The organism is Mycobacterium sp. OAE908, assembly GCF_017872775.1.
GTDB lineage: Bacteria > Actinomycetota > Actinomycetes > Mycobacteriales > Mycobacteriaceae > Mycobacterium.
Map to the genome: position 1 here is coordinate 1,167,091 of NZ_JAGGJL010000001.1, position 17,430 is coordinate 1,184,520.

Genomic DNA, 17,430 nt, shown 5'->3' on the forward strand with positions numbered 1-17,430 from the left:
TGACCACGCGGTCGGTAAGGTTGTCATATGCCTGCGAAATCTGACCCCGCCGAGATCGGCGACGTGGAGCCGCTTGCCGACAGCACTGCACGCCAGGCCAGGCGCGTCGTCGCTGCATACGCGAACGACGCCGACGAATGCCGGATCTTTTTATCGATGCTCGGCATTGGACCGAAGCTCGAGGCTTAAGTGAGTCCGGGGGACCGCCAAGCGCACGGCCCCGGTGAGGCGGACTTCGTCGTGGTGGCCAACCGGCTACCCATCGACATGGAGCGGCTGCCCGATGGCAGCACGACGTGGAAGCGGAGCCCCGGTGGCCTCGTCACCGCGCTGGAGCCCCTGCTCCGCCGTCGCCGCGGCGCGTGGATCGGCTGGCCGGGTATACCGGATGCCGACGACGAACCGATCGAGCAGGATGACATGTACCTGTGCCCGGTCCGGTTGTCGGCCGACGAGGTGGCCGACTATTACGAGGGTTTTTCAAACGCCACCCTGTGGCCGCTGTACCACGACGTGATCGTCAAGCCGATCTACCACCGAGAGTGGTGGGACGCCTATGTCACGGTCAACCGTCGCTTCGCCGAGGCCACCGCCAAAGTGGCGGCCGAGGGCGCGACCGTGTGGGTGCAGGACTATCAGCTGCAGCTGGTCCCGAAAATGCTGCGGATGCTGCGGCCCGATCTGACCATCGGCTTCTTTTTGCATATTCCGTTCCCACCGGTCGAGCTGTTCATGCAGATGCCGTGGCGCACCGAGATCACCGAGGGCCTGCTCGGCGCCGACCTGGTCGGGTTTCACTTGCCCGGCGGCGCACAGAATTTCATGATCCTGGCGCGCCGGCTTGTCGGGGCGAACACCTCACGCGGGACAGTCGGCGTGCGTTCCAAATTCGGCGAGATCGACGTCGGCTTCCGCACGGTCAAGGTCGGCGCCTTCCCGATCTCCATCGACTCAACGGCCCTGGACCAGCAGTCCCGCAGCCGCGCCATCCGGCAGCGCGCGCGAGAGATCCGCAGCGAGCTGGGCAACCCGCGCAAGATCCTGCTCGGTGTGGACCGGTTGGACTACACGAAGGGCATTGACGTTCGGCTGCGGGCGTTTTCGGAACTGCTCGCCGAACATCGGGCCAAGCGGGAAGACACGGTGCTCGTGCAGCTCGCGACGCCGAGCAGGGAGCGCGTCGAGAGCTACATCGAGATGCGCGAGGACATCGAACGGCAGGTCGGGCACATCAACGGCGAGTACGCCGAGGTCGGTCATCCCATCGTGCATTACCTACACCGGCCGATCCCCCGCGAAGAATTGATCGCGTTCTTCGTGGCGGCCGACGTCATGCTGGTCACCCCGTTGCGCGACGGAATGAATCTGGTGGCCAAGGAGTATGTGGCCTGCCGCAGCGATCTGGGAGGTGCGCTGGTACTCAGCGAATTCACCGGCGCCGCATCCGAACTCCGCCAGGCCTATCTCACCAACCCCCATCACCTCGAAGGTGTCAAGGATGCGATCGAGGCGGCGTTGAATCAGGCCCCCGAAGAGGGCAGGCGGCGCATGCGCGCCCTGCGCAGGCAGGTGCTGGCACACGACGTCGACCGATGGGCACGGTCGTTCCTCGATGCATTGGCTGGCACGAACGGCGAAGCCGCTAAATCGGAGTGATGTAGTTGATCAACCATTTGCCGTCGATGCGCTTGTATTCCACGCGCAATCGCACGCCGTCGTAGATCGGCCGCTCGCGACTCGACTTATCGGACACCGTCCGGTTGAGGTACACCATCACAGCTGCGGAGTTGCGCTGCGCGTCCATGACTCCGACGCCGACCACGTTGGCTTGGCTCACCACCTCCCGCTGCCGCGCCTGCGGGATGATGTCTGAATTCGCTCGGCTCTGGAACTCCTTGCGGTAGTCCGGAGTCAGCAGGTTGTAGGCGTCGGTGAGGCTGCGCTCCACGGTTTTGTAGTCGTAGTTGAACACGGCAGGAATCTGCTGTTGCGCAAGCGGTCCCAGCTCATCGCGGGCGGCTTGCTCACTACGCATTTCGACTCGTTGCCAATACATCGAACCGCCCACCGCGGCCAACCCCACGAATGCGGCGGTGAGTAGGCCGGCGACGATGCTCGCGAACCAGCGCATCAGTTCCCGCCGTTGGGGTACTTGAGGTCATATGCCGTCATGCGTCCGTCGTCGCCCTCATGCACGACGATGCGCAGTCGGTAGGGCTGCGACGGCCTGTTGTTTCCGTTCATGTCGCTCGCGGTGACGCGGGCGGACACGAGCACCGAGGCGTTGCCACTGATGCCGTCAACGCCTTCCAGCGCGGCGCCGTTGATCACCGCCTCCGAGCTACCACCGGTGTCCCGGAAAATCGCCTTCAGGTTCTCGACATTGTTGCTTCGGCCGAGCATGTCGCGCAGCGGCCCACTTGTGTTGTCGTACAACCTGTTAACGCTGTCATCGATGGTGTCCTGTTTGAAGCTGAACATGTTCACCACCGTCTGCGTGGCGGTGTCGATGAATCGCTGGTTGCGCGCCTGCGCGGCTTCCGCGTGGTTTCTCTGGACGACCATCACCGACACCGCAGTGGCCAGCAGAGCCGTTGCCACGAGTCCGACGCTCAGCGCAACGACCGCCACCATCCGACGGTTTGCCGGTCGGCGTGCAGGCGCCGCGGGCCTGCCGGCCTTGCGAGCGCTGGTGCCGCTGGTTGAAACGGGCGCCTCGACGCGCACCGCTATTGTCTCGGCCGACTTTCCGTTCGCGGGACCAGCGGCCCTCGATGCGCGGCGGCGGCGCGCAGCCTGCGGGGAGCGTGTAGGACTGGACGTCATCACGTCTGCCTCGGATAAAGCATGAGATCTACCCAATTCTCTTGTGGCCGCATGTCAGAGGCACCTGCCGCGAACACCCCGGTACCGCCTGCCGGGTCGACGAACACACCGGTGTGCTGATCGTACGTGCCGTAAGCGGTTCCGCTGGCCAGCGGCGGGCTCACCGCCGACGGTGGCAGCTCAGCAGGCGCCGGTGGCGGTGGTGGTGCCGGAGCCGGCCCCGGTGGCGGTGCCACCGGGTTGTACGGTCCCGGAAACATGAACGGCGGTTGGGGATTCGCCGGTGGCGGCCATGCATCCGGATACGGTGCAGGCGGTATCCATGCCGTCGCCGGGGGTGGGGGCCCATTGTCGTTCGGTGGCGGGATATACGGCCACGGTTGATGCGGCGCAGGCCCCGGACCCGGCTGGATCCCCGGCGGGATCAACCCCGGTGCCACCGGATAGCCCGGGTCGGGGTCGGCTTCCGGTGGAATGTACGGGAACTTGTTCGGCGGCAGGATGTTTCGAGGGTCCGTAACCGGTGTACCCGTCGGAATCGGCGGCCCCCGCCACGGGTTGCTGCCGATCGGGACGTATCCCTTCGGATCCCGGCAGAGCTGAACCGTTGGAGCCCGCTTACCGGGGAATTCCTGGCACGGGTAATTCCTCGCGCCGCGCACCACGCTCGGATCGTTCTGGGGCACCTTGCAATACAGGTCCGTCGGCAACTCGCGCAACGTCGTGTCGCCCGGCGATCGAATATCCATCGGCGACAGGAACCCGACGTTGCACGGAGGGGGGTCGTTGATGGATATCTTGAAGTCCTGTTTGCCGCCTTCGTCCGCGGGTAGCTGACCGCCGATGGTGATGAGAGCAGCCTGCAGGGCGGGGAAGATGACCAGCGCCTGTTCGATCGACCTGTTGTAGATGACACCGATGCGGCCGAGGTTGGCAAGGTTGGCCGCGAGCACCGGGAAGGACGGGCGAATGCCCTCGAACGTCTGACTGGCCTCATCGGCCGTCGACGGCGCGTTCGCCAGCACCGACCGCAGCTGAGGATCGGCGTTGGCCACCTCCGTCGTCAAGCGGGCAAGCCCGTCGGCGAAAGACCGGATGTCGTCGCCGCTACGGATCTGAGTGTCCAGGAACGGCCCGGCCTGGTCGATGAGCGCCGAGGTCTGCGGCCAGCTCGAGTTGGCCTCGTCGATCAACAACCGCGTCGATTGGATCAGCCGCGCGAGTTCCGGCCCAGAACCGTTGAACGCCTTGAACGTTTCTCGCAGCAGGTCCTGAAGACGCGTGTTGTTGAGGCTGCTCACCAATTGGTCTGCCTGGTGCAACAGGTCGGCTACGTCCTGCGGGAGCGCCGTCCGCTCCTTCGGGATCACGGAACCGTCACCCAGCACCGCCTGCGACGGATGCTCGGGCGGCACGAAGTCCACATACTGTTCGCCGACCGCAGAGACGCTCTTGACCGTCGCGGTCGAGTTCGCCGGGATTTTGACGTCGCTGTTGAGCCGCAACCGCGCGGCGACGCCATCGTCGGTCAGTGTCACGGACTCAACGCGTCCAGCCTGCACACCGCGGAAAGCGACGTTGGCGTTTTGATAGAGGCCACCGCCTGCGGCAAAGTTCGCCGTGACCTCATAGGCGCCAATTCCCAGCCGAGCCGGGACGCGCAGGTAGAACATCGCGATCGCCGCGACCGTGAGCACGGTCACGAGGGCGAAGATGACGAGTTGGATTCGCGCAGTTCGGTTCAGCATTACTTGGGTGGTACCTCCTGACCCGACGCGGTACCGGGCGGAATCTTGAACGGATCTGCGGCCTGCCCCGAGAGGTTGGCCATCTCCCCGACCAGGAAGTCCGGCGGGCTGACGACTTCGTCGAGGTGCTTCATGTTCGGGTCCAGGCCCAACGACGTCGTGAAGATCGTCTCGCCCAGTCGGCGAAGGGTCAGGTCGAAAACTTCCCAGATGTTGAAGTAGTCGCCTCTTGCCACGCGCTTCAGGTTCTTACCAGGGAACGGGAAGGTCGCCAGGAAGTCCAGGGAGTCCACCAGCGCAGAGCGATTGTCGTTGACCGGCTTGATGACTGCGTACAGGTCCTTCGTTTCCGCGGCGAAATCAGTCTTCGTCTCCGAGAGGATGCGTGCCCCGACCGTGGCGAGCCTGCGCAGCCCGGCGAACGCGTCGACTATGTTGGCGCGGTTGTCGTTGAGCACCTTCAACGCTGCGGGAAGCGTGTCAAGGGTGCGGTTCAGGCTGTCCTTTTGGTTCGCGAGGATTCCGGCGAAACGGTTGAGACCTTCGGCCGCACTGATGATGTCGTCGGTCTGCCGATTCAACGACGCCGCCAGCTCGGCGAGCCGCGGAATCAGGTCAGCGAACTGGCCTTCACGTCCGGCCACCGCGGTCGAGACTTCTTGGGTGATGTCTTGCAGCGCACCAAGGTTGCCCTTGTTGACGACGACACCCAGCGCGGACAGCACTTCCTCGGTGGACGGGAAGCGGCCGCCGTGGCTCTCGGGGATCCGCGACCCGTCACGCAGCTCCCCAATCGCGGGCTGGCCCACGGGCGCCGACAGCTCGACGTGCTGCGAGCCCAATAGCGACGTCTGCCCGACTTGGGCGGTCGCGTTGGCCGGCAACTTGACGTTGCGTTCCAGCGAGAGTTTCACCGCCGCATAGAAAGTGCCATCCGCGCGCTGTACGGCCTCCACGCCCGACACACTGCCGACGGTGACGTCGTTGATGATCACCGGCGAGTTCTGCGGCAGGGTGGCCACATCCGGCAGCTCAACCGTGATCGAGTAAGCGCCTGCGCCATGGCCAACGGTGCCCGGCATGTTCAGCGAGTTCAGCCCGCCGAATTGGCAGCCGGCCAGCAGCATCACGCCGGAACCCATGGCCACGGTGCCGCGGGTAGCGCGGCCGACGTTGAGGCTCATCGACTTTCGCATCATCCGCCGCCTCCAGGGCCGACCGGTTGCATCGGTGGTACGGCGTCGGCCGGCACCGGCGCCTCCGCAGGGAGCGGACCGGCCGCAGCGGGCGCAGGCGCGTCCGGCGCTGGTCCTGGCGGCGGCACTACGGGACCCAACGTGTACGGCTGCGCCGGTGGCGGCGGGCCGGGAGTGGGATTCGGCGGCAGCAGCAACGAACTGACATCACCGCCCTCACCGGATCGGGGCGGATACCGTCCGTCTGACGGTATCCACTGCAGATACGGGATGTAGGTCTGCGCCTTGGCCTCGGTCGCTGGCGTGTCGTAGATGATCTGGCCCTTGTACGCGGTGATCGTGTTGATTCCGTGCGACATGATGGGCGGGTAGTTCATCATCAAGCGCCGCAGCACGGGGGCCATCCGTTGGCGACAGATTTCGGTTCGCTTGTAGTTGTCGGGCTGGCCTGCAGCGTCGAAATCTGCGCAGATGAACTGCACCGGGTTGGTGAACTCCGGCAGGCTGAGCAGACCGTTCGCGGTGCCCTGGGCCGGGTTGTAGATGTTGTAGAAATTCGCCATCGCGTTCGGAAGGACATGCAGCAACTGCTCGATGTCCTCGCCCTGGTTCGACAGCAGGCTGGTGAAGTCGGTCAACTTGTTGACGCTGCTGATCAGGGTCTGATTGTGCTCGCCCAGGAAGCCGCGAATGTCTGACAGGGCCTGGTTGAGCGTGCCGAGGGTGTTGTTCAGCCCCTGCGAGCTTTCGGCAAGCACCTGCGACACCGACGCCAAATGCCCACTGAATTGCACGATTTGCTCGTTGCTGCGCGACAGTGCGTCGATCAGGATCTGCAGATTCTTGACCGTACCGAACAGGTCGGTGCGTGAGTCACCCAATCTCCCTGCGGTCTGGGACAACTCGCGCAGGGCTTTCCGGAACGAATCGCCGTTTCCGTCGAACGTGTCGGCCGCTTGGTCAATGAATGCGCCCAATGGACCTTGAACCTGGCCCGCCTGCGGTCCGAGCTGCTGGCTGAGTTGCGTCAGCTCGGTTTTGACTTCGTCCCATTCCACCGGAACAGCGGTGTGCTGCAGCCCAATGCTGCCGCCGTCCTTCATCGCCGCGCCGCCCTTGAATGCGGGGGTGAGCTGAATGAACCGGGCCGCAACGATATTCGGCGCAATGATGACCGCGCGGGCATCAGCGGGCAATTTGACGTCGTCCTGCACCCGCATCGTGATCTTGACTGCATCGGCTTCCGCCGAGATCGATTCGATCGAGCCGACGGGGACACCGACAACGCGGACATCGTCCCCGGGGTACAGGCCGGTTGCCGACGTGAAATAGCCGACCACGCGGTAAGTGCCGACTCGCGGCCACACCACGTACACGCCGCCGATCAGTGCCACCACCAGCGCACCGATGACTCCATAACGCAACCAGCGGCTCATGGTGACTTCGGCCTTACTATCAACCGCTCGTCGATGAATCCGCGGATGAAATCGGCGAGGCTGTCTGGAACCTTGCCCGGTTGGAAGTAGAGGTCCAGCAACAGCTCCTGCTGAGAAATGTTTGGTACCGCGTTGGGCAGGTTGACGTTGAAGCCCGAACCGGAACCGACCGATTCGCCGAGGGCGGTGGCATACGGCGGCAACCGACGAATCGCCTGGCTGATGTGCTCGCGGCGCTCGAGGAGATTGTCGAGCACGAGGTTCAACTTCGTCAGAGCCGGACCGAACTCACGGCGGTTGTCGGCGACAAATCCCGAAATCTGGCGTGAGACATCGTCGATGCCTGCGATCAAGGTGCTCAACGCGGTACGGCGCTCGTCGAGCGCGGCGAATAGTTGATTGCCGTCAGTGACGAGCTGGTTCACCTGACCGGCCCGGTCGGCGAGCACCTTGGTCACCTTCTGAGCGTGGTCCAACAGCTGCCCCAATGCCTCATCGTTGGCATTGATGCTGCGGGACAACGACGCAACTCCGTCCAGTGTTCGACGCAGCTGCGGGGTCGCGTCGCGCAGGGATTCGGTCAACACGCTCAACGCCTGGTCCAACTGCCCCTTGTCGAGTTCGGCGGAATTCTGACCGAGATCCTGCAGCGCCATGTTCAGCGTGTAAGGAACTGTGGTGCGCCCCAAAGGAATTGATGTCACTGACCCGCCGCCTCGCGGTGTCACCGCTAGCGACCTCTCACCCAGCACGGTGTCGGTCTTGATCGAGGCCAGCGTTTGATCACCCACTCGGACCTTGCGGTTGACGGTGAACGTCACCTTTGCGACGTCGCCCGCGAGTTCGACCCCGGTCACCTTGCCGACCGCAATGCCGGAGACGTTGACGTCATTGCCCGGCGAAATGCCGCCGGCGTCGGCGAAGTAAGCCTCGTATTGCTTGCCCTGCGGATAGAAAGGCAGTGTGGTGTAACCGAACGCGACGATCAAGACACATATGACGATCACCAGTCCGAAGATGCCCGAGCGCAGTGTCTTATCCATTTTCCGAGCACCTCCCCTTCGACAGGTCCGGGACGCCACCTATTGGCAGGAACACATCGCTGCCCGCTGGCCCGTTGAACTTCAGCGACACCGAGCAGATGTAGTAGTTGAAGTATGAGCCGTATGCGCCAAGGGAATTGAGCCGCAGGTAGTTCTCGGCGAGCGGTTCGATGACTTTGTTGATGTCTCCCTTGCGGTTGTCGAGCTCGGTTGCCAGCGGGCGAAGGTTTTCGAGTATGCCCTGCACCGGCCGGCGCGAGTTCACCAGGAGGTCGGTCAGGTCCGTCTCAGCGGATGCCAGGGGTGGAATGGCCCCGGCGATCGGGTCGCGGCCTTGGGCCAATCCACTTACCAGCTTCTGCAGCTGGTCCACGCTGGCATCGAACTGTGCGCTCTTCCCGTCGATGGTGCCGAGCACCTCATTGAGATTGTGGATCACCTCCGAGATCACCTGATAGCGATCGGCCAGAGATTGGCTGAATGTTCCGGTGTCGGACAGCAATTGCGACAACGCACCGCCTTGGCCCTGCAAGAGCTCGAGGATCGCATTGTTGATCTGGTTGATCTGCGTGCCGTTCAGGCCCTTGACCACCGGACGCAGCCCGCCGAGCAAGGCATCGAGATCCAGAGCGGGCTCGGTGTGGTCGATGTTGACCGTACCGCCAGGCGGCAACTTCCGAAGGTCACCGGGCCCCGACGTGACTTCCATGTAGCGGTCGCCAACCAGATTCTCGTATCGGATCGCCGTACGCGTCGACGTATACATCTGATACTTCTTGTTGACGGTGAACGCCACATCGACGGTGTTGTCGGGGTTCAGCTTCACGTCTTTGACACTGCCCACCGGTACGCCCGCGATGCGCACATCGTTGCCACTCTCCAACCGCGACGCGTCGGTGAAGGTGGCGTGGTAGGTGTTGGTGGAGGCGAACCGGAACTCGCCGAAGATCACCACCAAGGCAGCGGATACCAACAGCATGACCACCGCGAAGATGCTCACCTTGAGCAGGAGTGCTCGGTGGCCCATCAGAAATCGTCCCGCTCTGCGAATGCGCCATTGAACAGGAACTGCAACGTATTTGGCGCGTCGACCTGAACCTCCGTGAAGGGCTCGTACGGGATGTAGGCGTTGTCGGTGACCAGGAACGGTGCCCGGTACCAGGAGCCGCCGTACTGCTTGGTGGGGATGTCAGGCAGGCCGCGGCAGTTGGGACCGCCGGACGCGTTGACGATGGGCAGGCTCTCCGGATAGGTGTACGACGGCACGCCGAGCACGAAGCTGGAACTCACCATTGCGCCGGGGTGCATGCCGCCGACAACCCGTTCTCCGCGCTGAGCGGCGATCTTGGTGCCCTGCAAGACACAACCGATCTCCGGCGAATAGTCGCCAAGCACCTTCAGCGGTGCCCGCAGTCGCTGGATCGCGGCGATGTAATCGTCTGCTCCCGGTTCGAGCGTGTCGGCTCCGACGTTCGCCAAACCGATTGTGGCGAGCAGCGTGGCGTTGAGGTCGTCCTGCTCATCGATGATCGTCTGATTGATCTTCGGCACGTTGTTGATCACAGTGACCAGATCCTGGCCCGCATCTCCGTAGATGTTGGCGACCTTCGCCGTCTGCGCGATATCCGACTCGAGCGTTGGCAGCTTTGGATTCACCTGCGCCAGAAACTGATTCAGCCCCGCAAGGCCGGCGCCGGCGTCGTCGCCATGGTTACGCAAGCCCTCGGCGATCGCCGTCAGGGTTGCGTTGAGGTGTATCGGGTCGATCTTGTGCAGCACGTCGGTCAGCGTCTGGAACAACGTGTTGGCTTCCAGCTGCACCGAGGAAGCCTGCACGTTGGCGCCAGGATGCAGCGGCGTGCGGTCCGGCTGCGGCGGTGCAATGAACTCCACCGACTTCGCGCCGAACACCGTGGTACTGCCGATGCGCACCAACGCGTTCGATGGGACATAACGCATTTGGTCGCGGTTGATCGCCAATGTCAACTTGGCCTGGTCACCGGTATACGCGATGTCTTCGACCTTGCCGATTTGGACACCGCGGTATTTGACCTTGGCCTCCTTGTCCATAACCAAACCGGCGCGCGGCGACGTCACGGTCACGGAGTCGGTGGGAGTGAAGGCGGCGGTATATGCCAGATAGGTGAACACGGTGAACGCCACGATGATCAACGCCAACACAGCGGCGGCGATTCTGATCGCGGCAGTCCTCGACACGACGTCTCCCCTTACCCCGAGAGGTTGAAGTTACCGGACGCGCCGTATACGGCGAGGGCGATGAACAAAGTGATGACGACCACGACGATGAGCGACGTCCGCACCGCCTGACCCACGGCGACGCCCACGCCGACGGGGCCACCCGACGCGTTGTAGCCGTAGTAGGTGTGCACCAGCATCACCGCGATCGACATCACGATGGCCTGGGCGAACGACCACAGTAGGTCTGTCGGTATCAGGAACGTATTGAAGTAGTGGTCGTAGAGGCCGGCGGATTGTCCGTTGACATAGACGGTGATCGCGCGGGCAGAGAAGAACGCCGCGAGCGTGGCCAGCGAGTACAACGGAATGATCGCCACCAGGCCGGCCATGATCCGAGTGGAAACCAGATAAGCCACCGAGTGCACGGCCATGGCCTCGACCGCGTCGATCTCCTCGGCGATGCGCATCGCGCCGAGTTGGGCTGTGGTGCCGGCGCCGATCGTGGCGGCGAGCGCGATCCCCGCGATGATCGGGGCGACGATGCGTACGTTGAGGAAGGCGGACAGGAAGCCGGTCAGCGCCTCGATCCCGATGTTGCCCAGCGACTGGTAGCCCTGCACGGCGATGACCCCGCCAGAGGCGAGGGTCAGGAACGCCGCGACGCCCACTGTGCCGCCGATGAGTATCAATGCACCGGTGCCCAACGTCATCTCTGCGATCAGCCGCACGGTTTCCGTGCGGTATCGCCTCAGCGCCAGAGGTATGAATCGGACCGACGTCGAGTAGAACAGGGCCTGTTCACCGAAGCTGTCCACCGCGGCCGTCACCCGTCGAAGCGCCCGCCGCAACCGCAGCGTGACGTCGTAGCTCCCCAGCTCGCTCATCTGCCGAGGATCCGAATGCCGATTGCCGTCATGAGGACGTTGATCACGAACAGGCAGATGAACGCGTAGATGACCGTCTCGTTGACGGCTTCTCCGACACCTTTGGGTCCGCCTTTCACGGTCAGACCGCGGTAGCAGCCGACGAGCCCCGCCATGACGCCGAACAGCAATGCCTTGAACTCAGAAATAACCAACTCGCCCAACCCGGTCAGGATGGTCAGGCCGTTGATGAACGCGCCGGGGTTCACGCCCTGTAACAGCACGGAGAATACGTAGCCGCCGCTCAGGCCGATCGCGATCACAAGACCGTTGAGAAGCAGTGCCACGAACGTCGAAGCCAGAACGCGAGGCACCACCAGGCGCTGGATCGGGTCGATACCCAGCACCCGCATCGCGTCGATTTCCTCGCGGATGGTGCGGGCACCCAGGTCGGCGCAGATCGCAGTCGCCCCCGCGCCGGCAACGACCAGCACGGTTGAGACCGGGCCCAGCTGCGTCACGGTGCCGAAAGCGGTACCCGATCCGGACAAGTCCGCGGCGCCGATCTCGCGCAACAAGATGTTGAGGGTGAAGGCGACCAGCACGGTGAACGGAATCGAGATCAGCAGCGTCGGAACGATCGAAACCCGCGCAATCATCCAGGTCTGATCGAGAAACTCACCGAATTGAAAGGGTCGACGAAAGATCGCCCGGAAGGTGTCGAGAGACATTTCCATGAACCCGCCGACGGCCCGAGCCGGAATGGCGAGTTGCTCCCTCAACCTCGGCTCCGTTTCTGGCGGGGCGCGGAAAGTGCGCCTTGGCGAAGAGTTCGAAACCACTCCCCGCGGCGGTTCTCCCACCCTTTTGTTAAGCGTTGCTCTTAGTGAGCCGGATCATACTAACTAGAACAAGTTCGCAGTGTCAAAGAACGGAAAAACTACTCTAAATCGTAACTTTTGTGCAGGTCAAAGCCACTGTGACCCAGGTCATTCTGTAACACGTTCTAGCTCTACACAAGGCCCTCAAAGAGAGAACGTCATTCTCCTTGAGCCATGAGGGCCGTTGCTGAGAAATTCCTTTCAGGATCACGGCCAGCAAAGTAATTCTGCAACGTTTCCGACAGCTTGGACGGGTCCCAAGCCTCGGAATCCGCACTGAAGCGGTGCTCTGCCGTCGGCGCCGCCACGAGGGTCACCGTAGGACCGTAGACGATGAACAGCTGTCCGTTGACGTCTCGTGACGCGGGCGACGCGAGGAACCGCACGAGGTTGACCACGTGCTCGGGCGACAGCGGGTCGATCTGCCCGTCGGCGAGTTCCGGGGAATCGCCGAAGACGTCGGCGGTCATCGCGGTGCGCGCGCGGGGCGCGATCGCGTTGGCCCGTACCCCGTAGCGCTCGAGCGCACGTGCCGCGGTCAGCGTCAGCGCGGTGATGCCTGCCTTGGCGGCACCATAATTCGCCTGGCCGACCGGTCCTGCCAGGCCGGCCTCCGAGGAGGTGTTGATGATGCGGCCGTAGACCTGTCCATCGTTTTCCTTGGCCTTGGCCCGCCAGTAGGTGGCCGCGTTGCGGGTCAACAGGAAGTGGCCGCGCAGATGCACTGCGATCACCGCATCCCAGTCTTCGTCGGACATGTTGAACAACATCCGGTCACGAGTGATCCCCGCATTGTTCACCACAATGCCGAGACCCCCGAGACCATCGGCGGTCTGCACCAATTCGTCGGCGGTCGACCGCTCGCTGATGTCGCCTGCGACAGCGACAGCCTTGGAGCCGGCAGCCGTGATCTCGTCGATGACGTCGGAGCGGTCCAACGCGCTCGCGATGTCGTTGACGACGATGGTGGCGCCCACCCGGGCAAGCCCGATGGCCTCGGCGCGGCCAAGCCCCGCCGCCGCGCCTGTGACCACCGCGACCAGTCCGGACAGATCGGTCGCGTCGTTCGAAACAGTCACTTTATGAATACCTCTAGTCTCTGCGGATCAGGGCAGCTCGTGGGCACTCGGCGATCGACTGCTCGGCCAGGTCCTCCTGGTCGGCAGGCACCGGGTCAGCCTTGACCACCGCATAGTCCTCGTCGTCGAGATCGAACAGGTCGGGGGCAATTCCGACGCAAACGGCGTTGCCCTCACAGCGGTCACGGTCCACTTCCACTCGCATGACAGTCTCCTTTCGGGGCCACGCGGCCCCTGCTGCTTTGCGCGCCAGTGTGGCACCGGCCTGGACCCCAAGACTAGAACGTGTTACAACCGGGAGTGAAGGCGGGCCGTATGACGGCTTTCTTAATACACCAGAAGTATCCAAGACGTGAGGACATGGCGATGCGGATCGGCTACACCCCGGAGCAGGAGGAGTTGCGCCGCGAGCTGCGGTCCTACTTCACCAAACTCATGACACCTGAGCGTGCCGAGGCGCTGTCCGCGGGCGATGGCGGCGAGATGGGCCGCGGCAACGTCTACCGCGAAACGGTCCAGCAGATGGGCAAGGACGGCTGGCTCACGCTGAACTGGCCCAAGGAGTACGGCGGCCAGGAGCGCACGCCGATGGAGAGCCTGATCTTCAATGACGAAGCCGCAATCGCGAATGTGCCGGTGCCGTTCCTGACCATCAACAGCGTCGCGCCGACGATCATGCATTTCGGCAGCGAGGAGCAGAAGAAGTTCTTCCTGCCCAAGATCGCCGCCGGTGAACTGCACTTCTCGATCGGCTACTCCGAACCGGGTGCAGGCACCGACCTCGCCGCGCTGCGCACCACCGCGGTGCGTGACGGCGACGACTACGTCATCAACGGCCAGAAGATGTGGACCAGCCTGATCGCCTACGCCGACTACGTGTGGCTGGCCGTGCGCACGAACCCGGAAGCCAAGAAGCATCGCGGCATTTCGATGCTGATCGTGCCGACCACCGCCGAGGGCTTCTCGTGGACGCCGGTGCACACGATGGCCGGCGTCGACACCAGCGCCACCTACTACCAGGACGTGCGGGTGCCCGTCACGAACCTCGTCGGCGAGGAGAACGCCGGCTGGAAGCTGGTGACCAACCAGCTCAACCACGAGCGCGTCGCACTCGTTTCTGCCCAGCCGATCTTCGTGGCGCTCAACGGCGTTCGCGAATGGGCGCAGAACACCAAGGACATCCACGGCAACCGGCTGATCGACTCCGAATGGGTGCAGCTGAATTTGGCAAGGGTGCACGCCAAGGCCGAGGTGCTCAAGCTGATCAACTGGGAACTGGCGTCCTCTGCCGAGGCCTCCCCGTCTCCCGCGGACGCGTCGGCGGCCAAGGTGTACGGCACCGAGTTGGCCACCGAGGCCTACCGGCTGCTGATGGAGGTGCTCGGCACCGCGGGCACGCTTCGCACGAACTCCCCCGGCGCGCTGCTGCGTGGACGCGTCGAGCGCATGCATCGCAGCTGCCTGATCCTCACGTTCGGCGGCGGCACCAACGAGATTCAGCGCGACATCATCGGAATGGTGGCGCTCGGACTGCCCCGGGTCAATCGGTAAGGAAGATCATGGATTTCAAGACGACGGAAGCCGCGGACGATCTGGGCGGTCTGGCGCGCACCATCACCGATTCGGTGTGCACCAATGAGCATCAGCGCGAGCTCGACAAGCTCGACGAGCGCTTCGACCGCGACCTGTGGGGCAAGTTGATCGAGGCCGACATCCTGTCCGCAGCCGCGCCAGAGGCACTGGGCGGTGGCGGTTTTGGCGTGCTGGAGCAGGTGGCCGTGCTGGAGGCGCTTGGCCGTCAGCTTGCCGCGGTGCCCTATCTGGATTCGGTGGTGCTCGGCGCAGGCGCGCTGGCGAAGTTCGGCTCCGAGGCGCTGCAGCAGGAGTGGGCGACGCCCGCGGTCGCCGGCGAGAAGATCATCGCAGTGGCGCTTGACGGCGAGATGGGCGAAGGCCCGGTACGGGCTCAGGCTAGTGGCTCTGGCTATCGGTTGACGGGTTCGTGCACGCAGGTCGCCTTCGGGCCCGTCGCAGACGCGTTCCTGGTTCCGGCCGAAACCGATTCCGGGACAAAGGTTTTTCTGATCGGCAAGGCAGACGCGGGCGTGACGGTGACGAGCCTCGAAACCACCGGCCTCGGCAGCATCGGCCACCTCGAACTGCAGGGTGTCGAGACCGATCGGGTCGTCGGCGGCGAGGAGGTCATCGGCTGGCTGACCATCCACGGCGCGTTGGGTCGCAGCGCGTATCAACTCGGCGTGCTCGACCGGGCGCTGGAGCTGACGGCGTCCTACGCCCGTGAACGTGAGCAGTTCGACCGGCCAATCGGCAGTTTCCAGGCGGTGTCATCGCGGCTGGCCGATGACTACATCAACGTGAAGGCGCTGCGCCTGACGGTCACCCAGGCCGCGTGGCGGTTGTCGGAGGACTTACCCGCAGACATCGACGTCAATACGGCGGCGTTCTGGGCGGCCGACGCCGGCCACCGCGTGGCGCACACCACCGTGCACGTGCACGGCGGCGTCGGTATCGACCTGGACCATCCCGTGCACCGGTACTTCCTGGCGGCCAAGCAGACCGAGTTCGCCGTCGGCAGCGCGACGGGACAGTTGCTGCGCATCGGCCGTGAATTGGCCGATACGCCCGCTTAGCGTGGATCTTCCAACTGTCACCGGCCTGCTGACCCCGCTGGTCGAGGTCGACGATCGCGGCGTCTTCTTCGAGGACGACTTCACCAGCTGGCGCGACCACATCGCGCACGCGGCCGCGATCGCTGCCGCTTTGAAGGCGCGCCTGGACCCCGCACGACCGCCGCACGTCGGTGTCCTACTGCAGAACACGCCGTTCTTCTCCGCGGTGCTCGTCGCTGCGGCGCTGACGGGAATCGTCCCGGTGGGACTGAATCCGGTGCGACGCGGAGCGGCGCTGGCCCGTGACTTCACCCACGCGGATTGCCAACTGGTGCTGGCCGATTCGGCGTCGGCAACCGGACTCGATGTCGACTACATCGATGTCGATTCGCCGGAGTGGGCGACAGAGGTGGCCACCTACCGGGACACACCCGTCGTCGCGTACGACGCCGATCCCGGCGACCTGTTCATGCTCATCTACACGTCGGGCACCAGCGGCGAGCCCAAAGCCGTGAAATGCAGCGAAGGCAAGGTCGCGATCGCGGGAGTGACGATGGCGCAGCGCTTCTCGCTCGGCCCCCAAGACGTGTGCTACGTCTCGATGCCGCTGTTTCATTCGAACGCGGTGTTGGTCGGCTGGGCGGTGGCGATCGCATGCGGTGGCTCACTTGTGTTGCGGCGCAAGTTCTCTGCGTCGCAGTTCATTCCCGATGTCCGCCACTACGGTGCGACGTATGCGAATTACGTCGGCAAACCGTTGTCGTACGTGCTTGCCACGCCCGAGCGTCCCGACGATGCGGACAACCCGCTGCGAGCGGTCTACGGCAACGAGGGCGCGCCTGCCGATGTGGAGCGGTTCGCCAAGCGGTTCGACACCCTGGTGATGGACGGGTTCGGGTCGACGGAGGGCGGCATCGCGATCGGCCGCACACCCGACACGCCGCCCGGCGCACTTGGCCCGTTACCGCCTGGGACCGAGATCATCGACGTCGAGACCGGTGCGCCGTGCCCGCCCGGCGTGACCGGCGAGCTGGTAAACGCTTCGGACGCAGGGCGTTTCGAGGGCTATTACAACGACCCCGATGCCGAGGCCGAGCGGATGCGCGGAGGCATGTATCACAGCGGGGACCTGGCGTACCGCGACGAGAACGGTTACGCGTACTTCGCGGGCAGGCTCGGCGACTGGATGCGCGTCGACGGCGAGAACCTCGGGTCCGCGCCGATCGAACGGGTGCTGCTGCGCCACCCCGACGTGGTCGAGGTCGCGGTGTACGGTGTCCCCGCTCCTGACGTCGGCGATCAGGTGATGGCGGCGCTGGTGCTCACCGAGGATGCGGAGTTCGACCCCGACAAGTTCACGGCGTTTCTGGCCGAACAACCCGATCTCGGGCCCAAGCAATGGCCCTCGTTCGTGCGCGTCGGCGCGCAACTGCCGAGGACCGAGACGTTCAAGGTGATCAAGCGACAGTTGCAAGCGCAAGGCACCGACTGCCCCGACCCGGTGTATCCGATCAAGCGCTGACGCCGTT

The 17,430-nt window shown here is 64.1% G+C and carries 17 protein-coding genes; 5 read left to right on the forward strand and 12 right to left on the reverse strand.

The features are described 5' to 3' along the window. Positions 1 to 27: 27 nt before the first annotated feature. Together J3E61_RS05625 and J3E61_RS05630 are read left to right on the forward strand one after the other, a co-directional pair. Positions 28 to 189, forward strand: coding sequence for a hypothetical protein (locus tag J3E61_RS05625; RefSeq protein ID WP_192724287.1), 162 nt, complete (start codon positions 28 to 30; stop codon positions 187 to 189). Then, positions 190 to 1,656 (forward strand): trehalose-6-phosphate synthase, encoded by a 1,467-nt coding sequence (locus tag J3E61_RS05630; protein ID WP_210082902.1) that lies wholly within the window; start codon positions 190 to 192, stop codon positions 1,654 to 1,656. It begins immediately after the preceding gene. On the opposite strand, the gene J3E61_RS05635 is transcribed toward J3E61_RS05630, so the two are convergent. The 12 genes from J3E61_RS05635 to J3E61_RS05690 form a co-directional block, all read right to left on the reverse strand. Beyond that, positions 1,643 to 2,131: a mammalian cell entry protein gene (locus tag J3E61_RS05635; protein ID WP_192724289.1), complete on the reverse strand. Its 489-nt coding sequence runs from the start codon at positions 2,129 to 2,131 to the stop codon at positions 1,643 to 1,645. The two genes, J3E61_RS05630 and J3E61_RS05635, sit on opposite strands and share 14 nt — an antisense overlap. Continuing rightward, positions 2,131 to 2,826, reverse strand: coding sequence for a mammalian cell entry protein (locus tag J3E61_RS05640; protein ID WP_210082903.1), 696 nt, complete (start codon positions 2,824 to 2,826; stop codon positions 2,131 to 2,133). The genes J3E61_RS05635 and J3E61_RS05640 overlap by 1 nt, the downstream gene beginning before the upstream one ends. Further along, complete coding sequence (locus J3E61_RS05645) at positions 2,826 to 4,574, reverse strand: MCE family protein (RefSeq protein ID WP_192724291.1); 1,749 nt, start codon at positions 4,572 to 4,574, stop codon at positions 2,826 to 2,828. Before J3E61_RS05645 ends, J3E61_RS05640 begins: the two co-directional genes overlap by 1 nt. After that, positions 4,574 to 5,716 (reverse strand): MCE family protein, encoded by a 1,143-nt coding sequence (locus J3E61_RS05650; protein WP_210085444.1) that lies wholly within the window; start codon positions 5,714 to 5,716, stop codon positions 4,574 to 4,576. Before J3E61_RS05650 ends, J3E61_RS05645 begins: the two co-directional genes overlap by 1 nt. A gap of 53 nt (positions 5,717 to 5,769) precedes the next feature. Next, a complete protein-coding gene (locus tag J3E61_RS05655; RefSeq protein WP_192724292.1) occupies positions 5,770 to 7,206 on the reverse strand; it encodes an MCE family protein in 1,437 nt (478 codons plus the stop codon). Beyond that, the gene (locus J3E61_RS05660) at positions 7,203 to 8,249 is read right to left on the reverse strand and encodes an MCE family protein (RefSeq protein WP_192724293.1); all 1,047 of its coding nucleotides are present in this window, start codon (positions 8,247 to 8,249) and stop codon (positions 7,203 to 7,205) included. The genes J3E61_RS05655 and J3E61_RS05660 overlap by 4 nt, the downstream gene beginning before the upstream one ends. Next, a complete protein-coding gene (locus J3E61_RS05665; RefSeq protein WP_210082904.1) occupies positions 8,242 to 9,276 on the reverse strand; it encodes an MCE family protein in 1,035 nt (344 codons plus the stop codon). Before J3E61_RS05665 ends, J3E61_RS05660 begins: the two co-directional genes overlap by 8 nt. Next, positions 9,276 to 10,466 carry an MCE family protein gene (locus J3E61_RS05670; RefSeq protein WP_192724295.1) on the reverse strand — a complete coding sequence of 397 codons (1,191 nt, stop codon included), beginning with the start codon at positions 10,464 to 10,466 and terminating at the stop codon, positions 9,276 to 9,278. The genes J3E61_RS05665 and J3E61_RS05670 overlap by 1 nt, the downstream gene beginning before the upstream one ends. Positions 10,467 to 10,477: 11 nt before the next feature. Continuing rightward, complete coding sequence (locus J3E61_RS05675; protein ID WP_192724296.1) at positions 10,478 to 11,332, reverse strand: ABC transporter permease; 855 nt, start codon at positions 11,330 to 11,332, stop codon at positions 10,478 to 10,480. After that, positions 11,329 to 12,093, reverse strand: coding sequence for an ABC transporter permease (locus J3E61_RS05680; protein ID WP_192724297.1), 765 nt, complete (start codon positions 12,091 to 12,093; stop codon positions 11,329 to 11,331). Before J3E61_RS05680 ends, J3E61_RS05675 begins: the two co-directional genes overlap by 4 nt. Before the next feature lie 257 nt (positions 12,094 to 12,350). Further along, positions 12,351 to 13,271, reverse strand: coding sequence for a 3-oxoacyl-ACP reductase (locus J3E61_RS05685; protein WP_192724298.1), 921 nt, complete (start codon positions 13,269 to 13,271; stop codon positions 12,351 to 12,353). 13 nt (positions 13,272 to 13,284) lie between these two features. Then, the gene (locus J3E61_RS05690) at positions 13,285 to 13,476 is read right to left on the reverse strand and encodes a ferredoxin (protein WP_015309489.1); all 192 of its coding nucleotides are present in this window, start codon (positions 13,474 to 13,476) and stop codon (positions 13,285 to 13,287) included. A 161-nt stretch (positions 13,477 to 13,637) separates the two neighbouring features. On the opposite strand from J3E61_RS05690, the gene J3E61_RS05695 reads away from it, so the two are divergent. From J3E61_RS05695 to fadD17, 3 genes are read left to right on the forward strand one after another with little or no spacing between them, the layout of a single operon-like run. Continuing rightward, positions 13,638 to 14,822 (forward strand): acyl-CoA dehydrogenase family protein, encoded by a 1,185-nt coding sequence (locus J3E61_RS05695; protein ID WP_192725195.1) that lies wholly within the window; start codon positions 13,638 to 13,640, stop codon positions 14,820 to 14,822. An 8-nt stretch (positions 14,823 to 14,830) separates the two neighbouring features. Continuing rightward, entirely contained in the window at positions 14,831 to 15,922 is a 1,092-nt protein-coding gene (locus J3E61_RS05700; RefSeq protein WP_210082905.1) for an acyl-CoA/acyl-ACP dehydrogenase, read from the forward strand. Further along, positions 15,909 to 17,423, forward strand: a complete 1,515-nt coding sequence (gene fadD17 / locus J3E61_RS05705) for a long-chain-fatty-acid--CoA ligase FadD17 (RefSeq protein WP_210085445.1) — start codon at positions 15,909 to 15,911, stop codon at positions 17,421 to 17,423. The genes J3E61_RS05700 and fadD17 overlap by 14 nt, the downstream gene beginning before the upstream one ends. Positions 17,424 to 17,430 lie beyond the last annotated feature (7 nt).

What these genes read in the sequence shown, in the direction of transcription:
- J3E61_RS05675 (WP_192724296.1), bottom strand. Translation starts at nt 11,332, where the DNA reads ATGAGCGAGCTGGGGAGCTACGACGTCACGCTGCGGTTGCGGCGGGCG.
- J3E61_RS05660 (WP_192724293.1), bottom strand. Translation starts at nt 8,249, where the DNA reads ATGGATAAGACACTGCGCTCGGGCATCTTCGGACTGGTGATCGTCATA.
- J3E61_RS05635 (WP_192724289.1), bottom strand. Translation starts at nt 2,131, where the DNA reads ATGCGCTGGTTCGCGAGCATCGTCGCCGGCCTACTCACCGCCGCATTC.
- J3E61_RS05695 (WP_192725195.1), top strand. Translation starts at nt 13,638, where the DNA reads ATGCGGATCGGCTACACCCCGGAGCAGGAGGAGTTGCGCCGCGAGCTG.
- J3E61_RS05625 (WP_192724287.1), top strand. Translation starts at nt 28, where the DNA reads ATGCCTGCGAAATCTGACCCCGCCGAGATCGGCGACGTGGAGCCGCTT.
- J3E61_RS05650 (WP_210085444.1), bottom strand. Translation starts at nt 5,716, where the DNA reads ATGGGTTCCGGCGTGATGCTGCTGGCCGGCTGCCAATTCGGCGGGCTG.
- J3E61_RS05645 (WP_192724291.1), bottom strand. Translation starts at nt 4,574, where the DNA reads ATGCTGAACCGAACTGCGCGAATCCAACTCGTCATCTTCGCCCTCGTG.
- J3E61_RS05665 (WP_210082904.1), bottom strand. Translation starts at nt 9,276, where the DNA reads ATGGGCCACCGAGCACTCCTGCTCAAGGTGAGCATCTTCGCGGTGGTC.
- J3E61_RS05655 (WP_192724292.1), bottom strand. Translation starts at nt 7,206, where the DNA reads ATGAGCCGCTGGTTGCGTTATGGAGTCATCGGTGCGCTGGTGGTGGCA.
- J3E61_RS05700 (WP_210082905.1), top strand. Translation starts at nt 14,831, where the DNA reads ATGGATTTCAAGACGACGGAAGCCGCGGACGATCTGGGCGGTCTGGCG.
- J3E61_RS05640 (WP_210082903.1), bottom strand. Translation starts at nt 2,826, where the DNA reads ATGACGTCCAGTCCTACACGCTCCCCGCAGGCTGCGCGCCGCCGCCGC.
- J3E61_RS05690 (WP_015309489.1), bottom strand. Translation starts at nt 13,476, where the DNA reads ATGCGAGTGGAAGTGGACCGTGACCGCTGTGAGGGCAACGCCGTTTGC.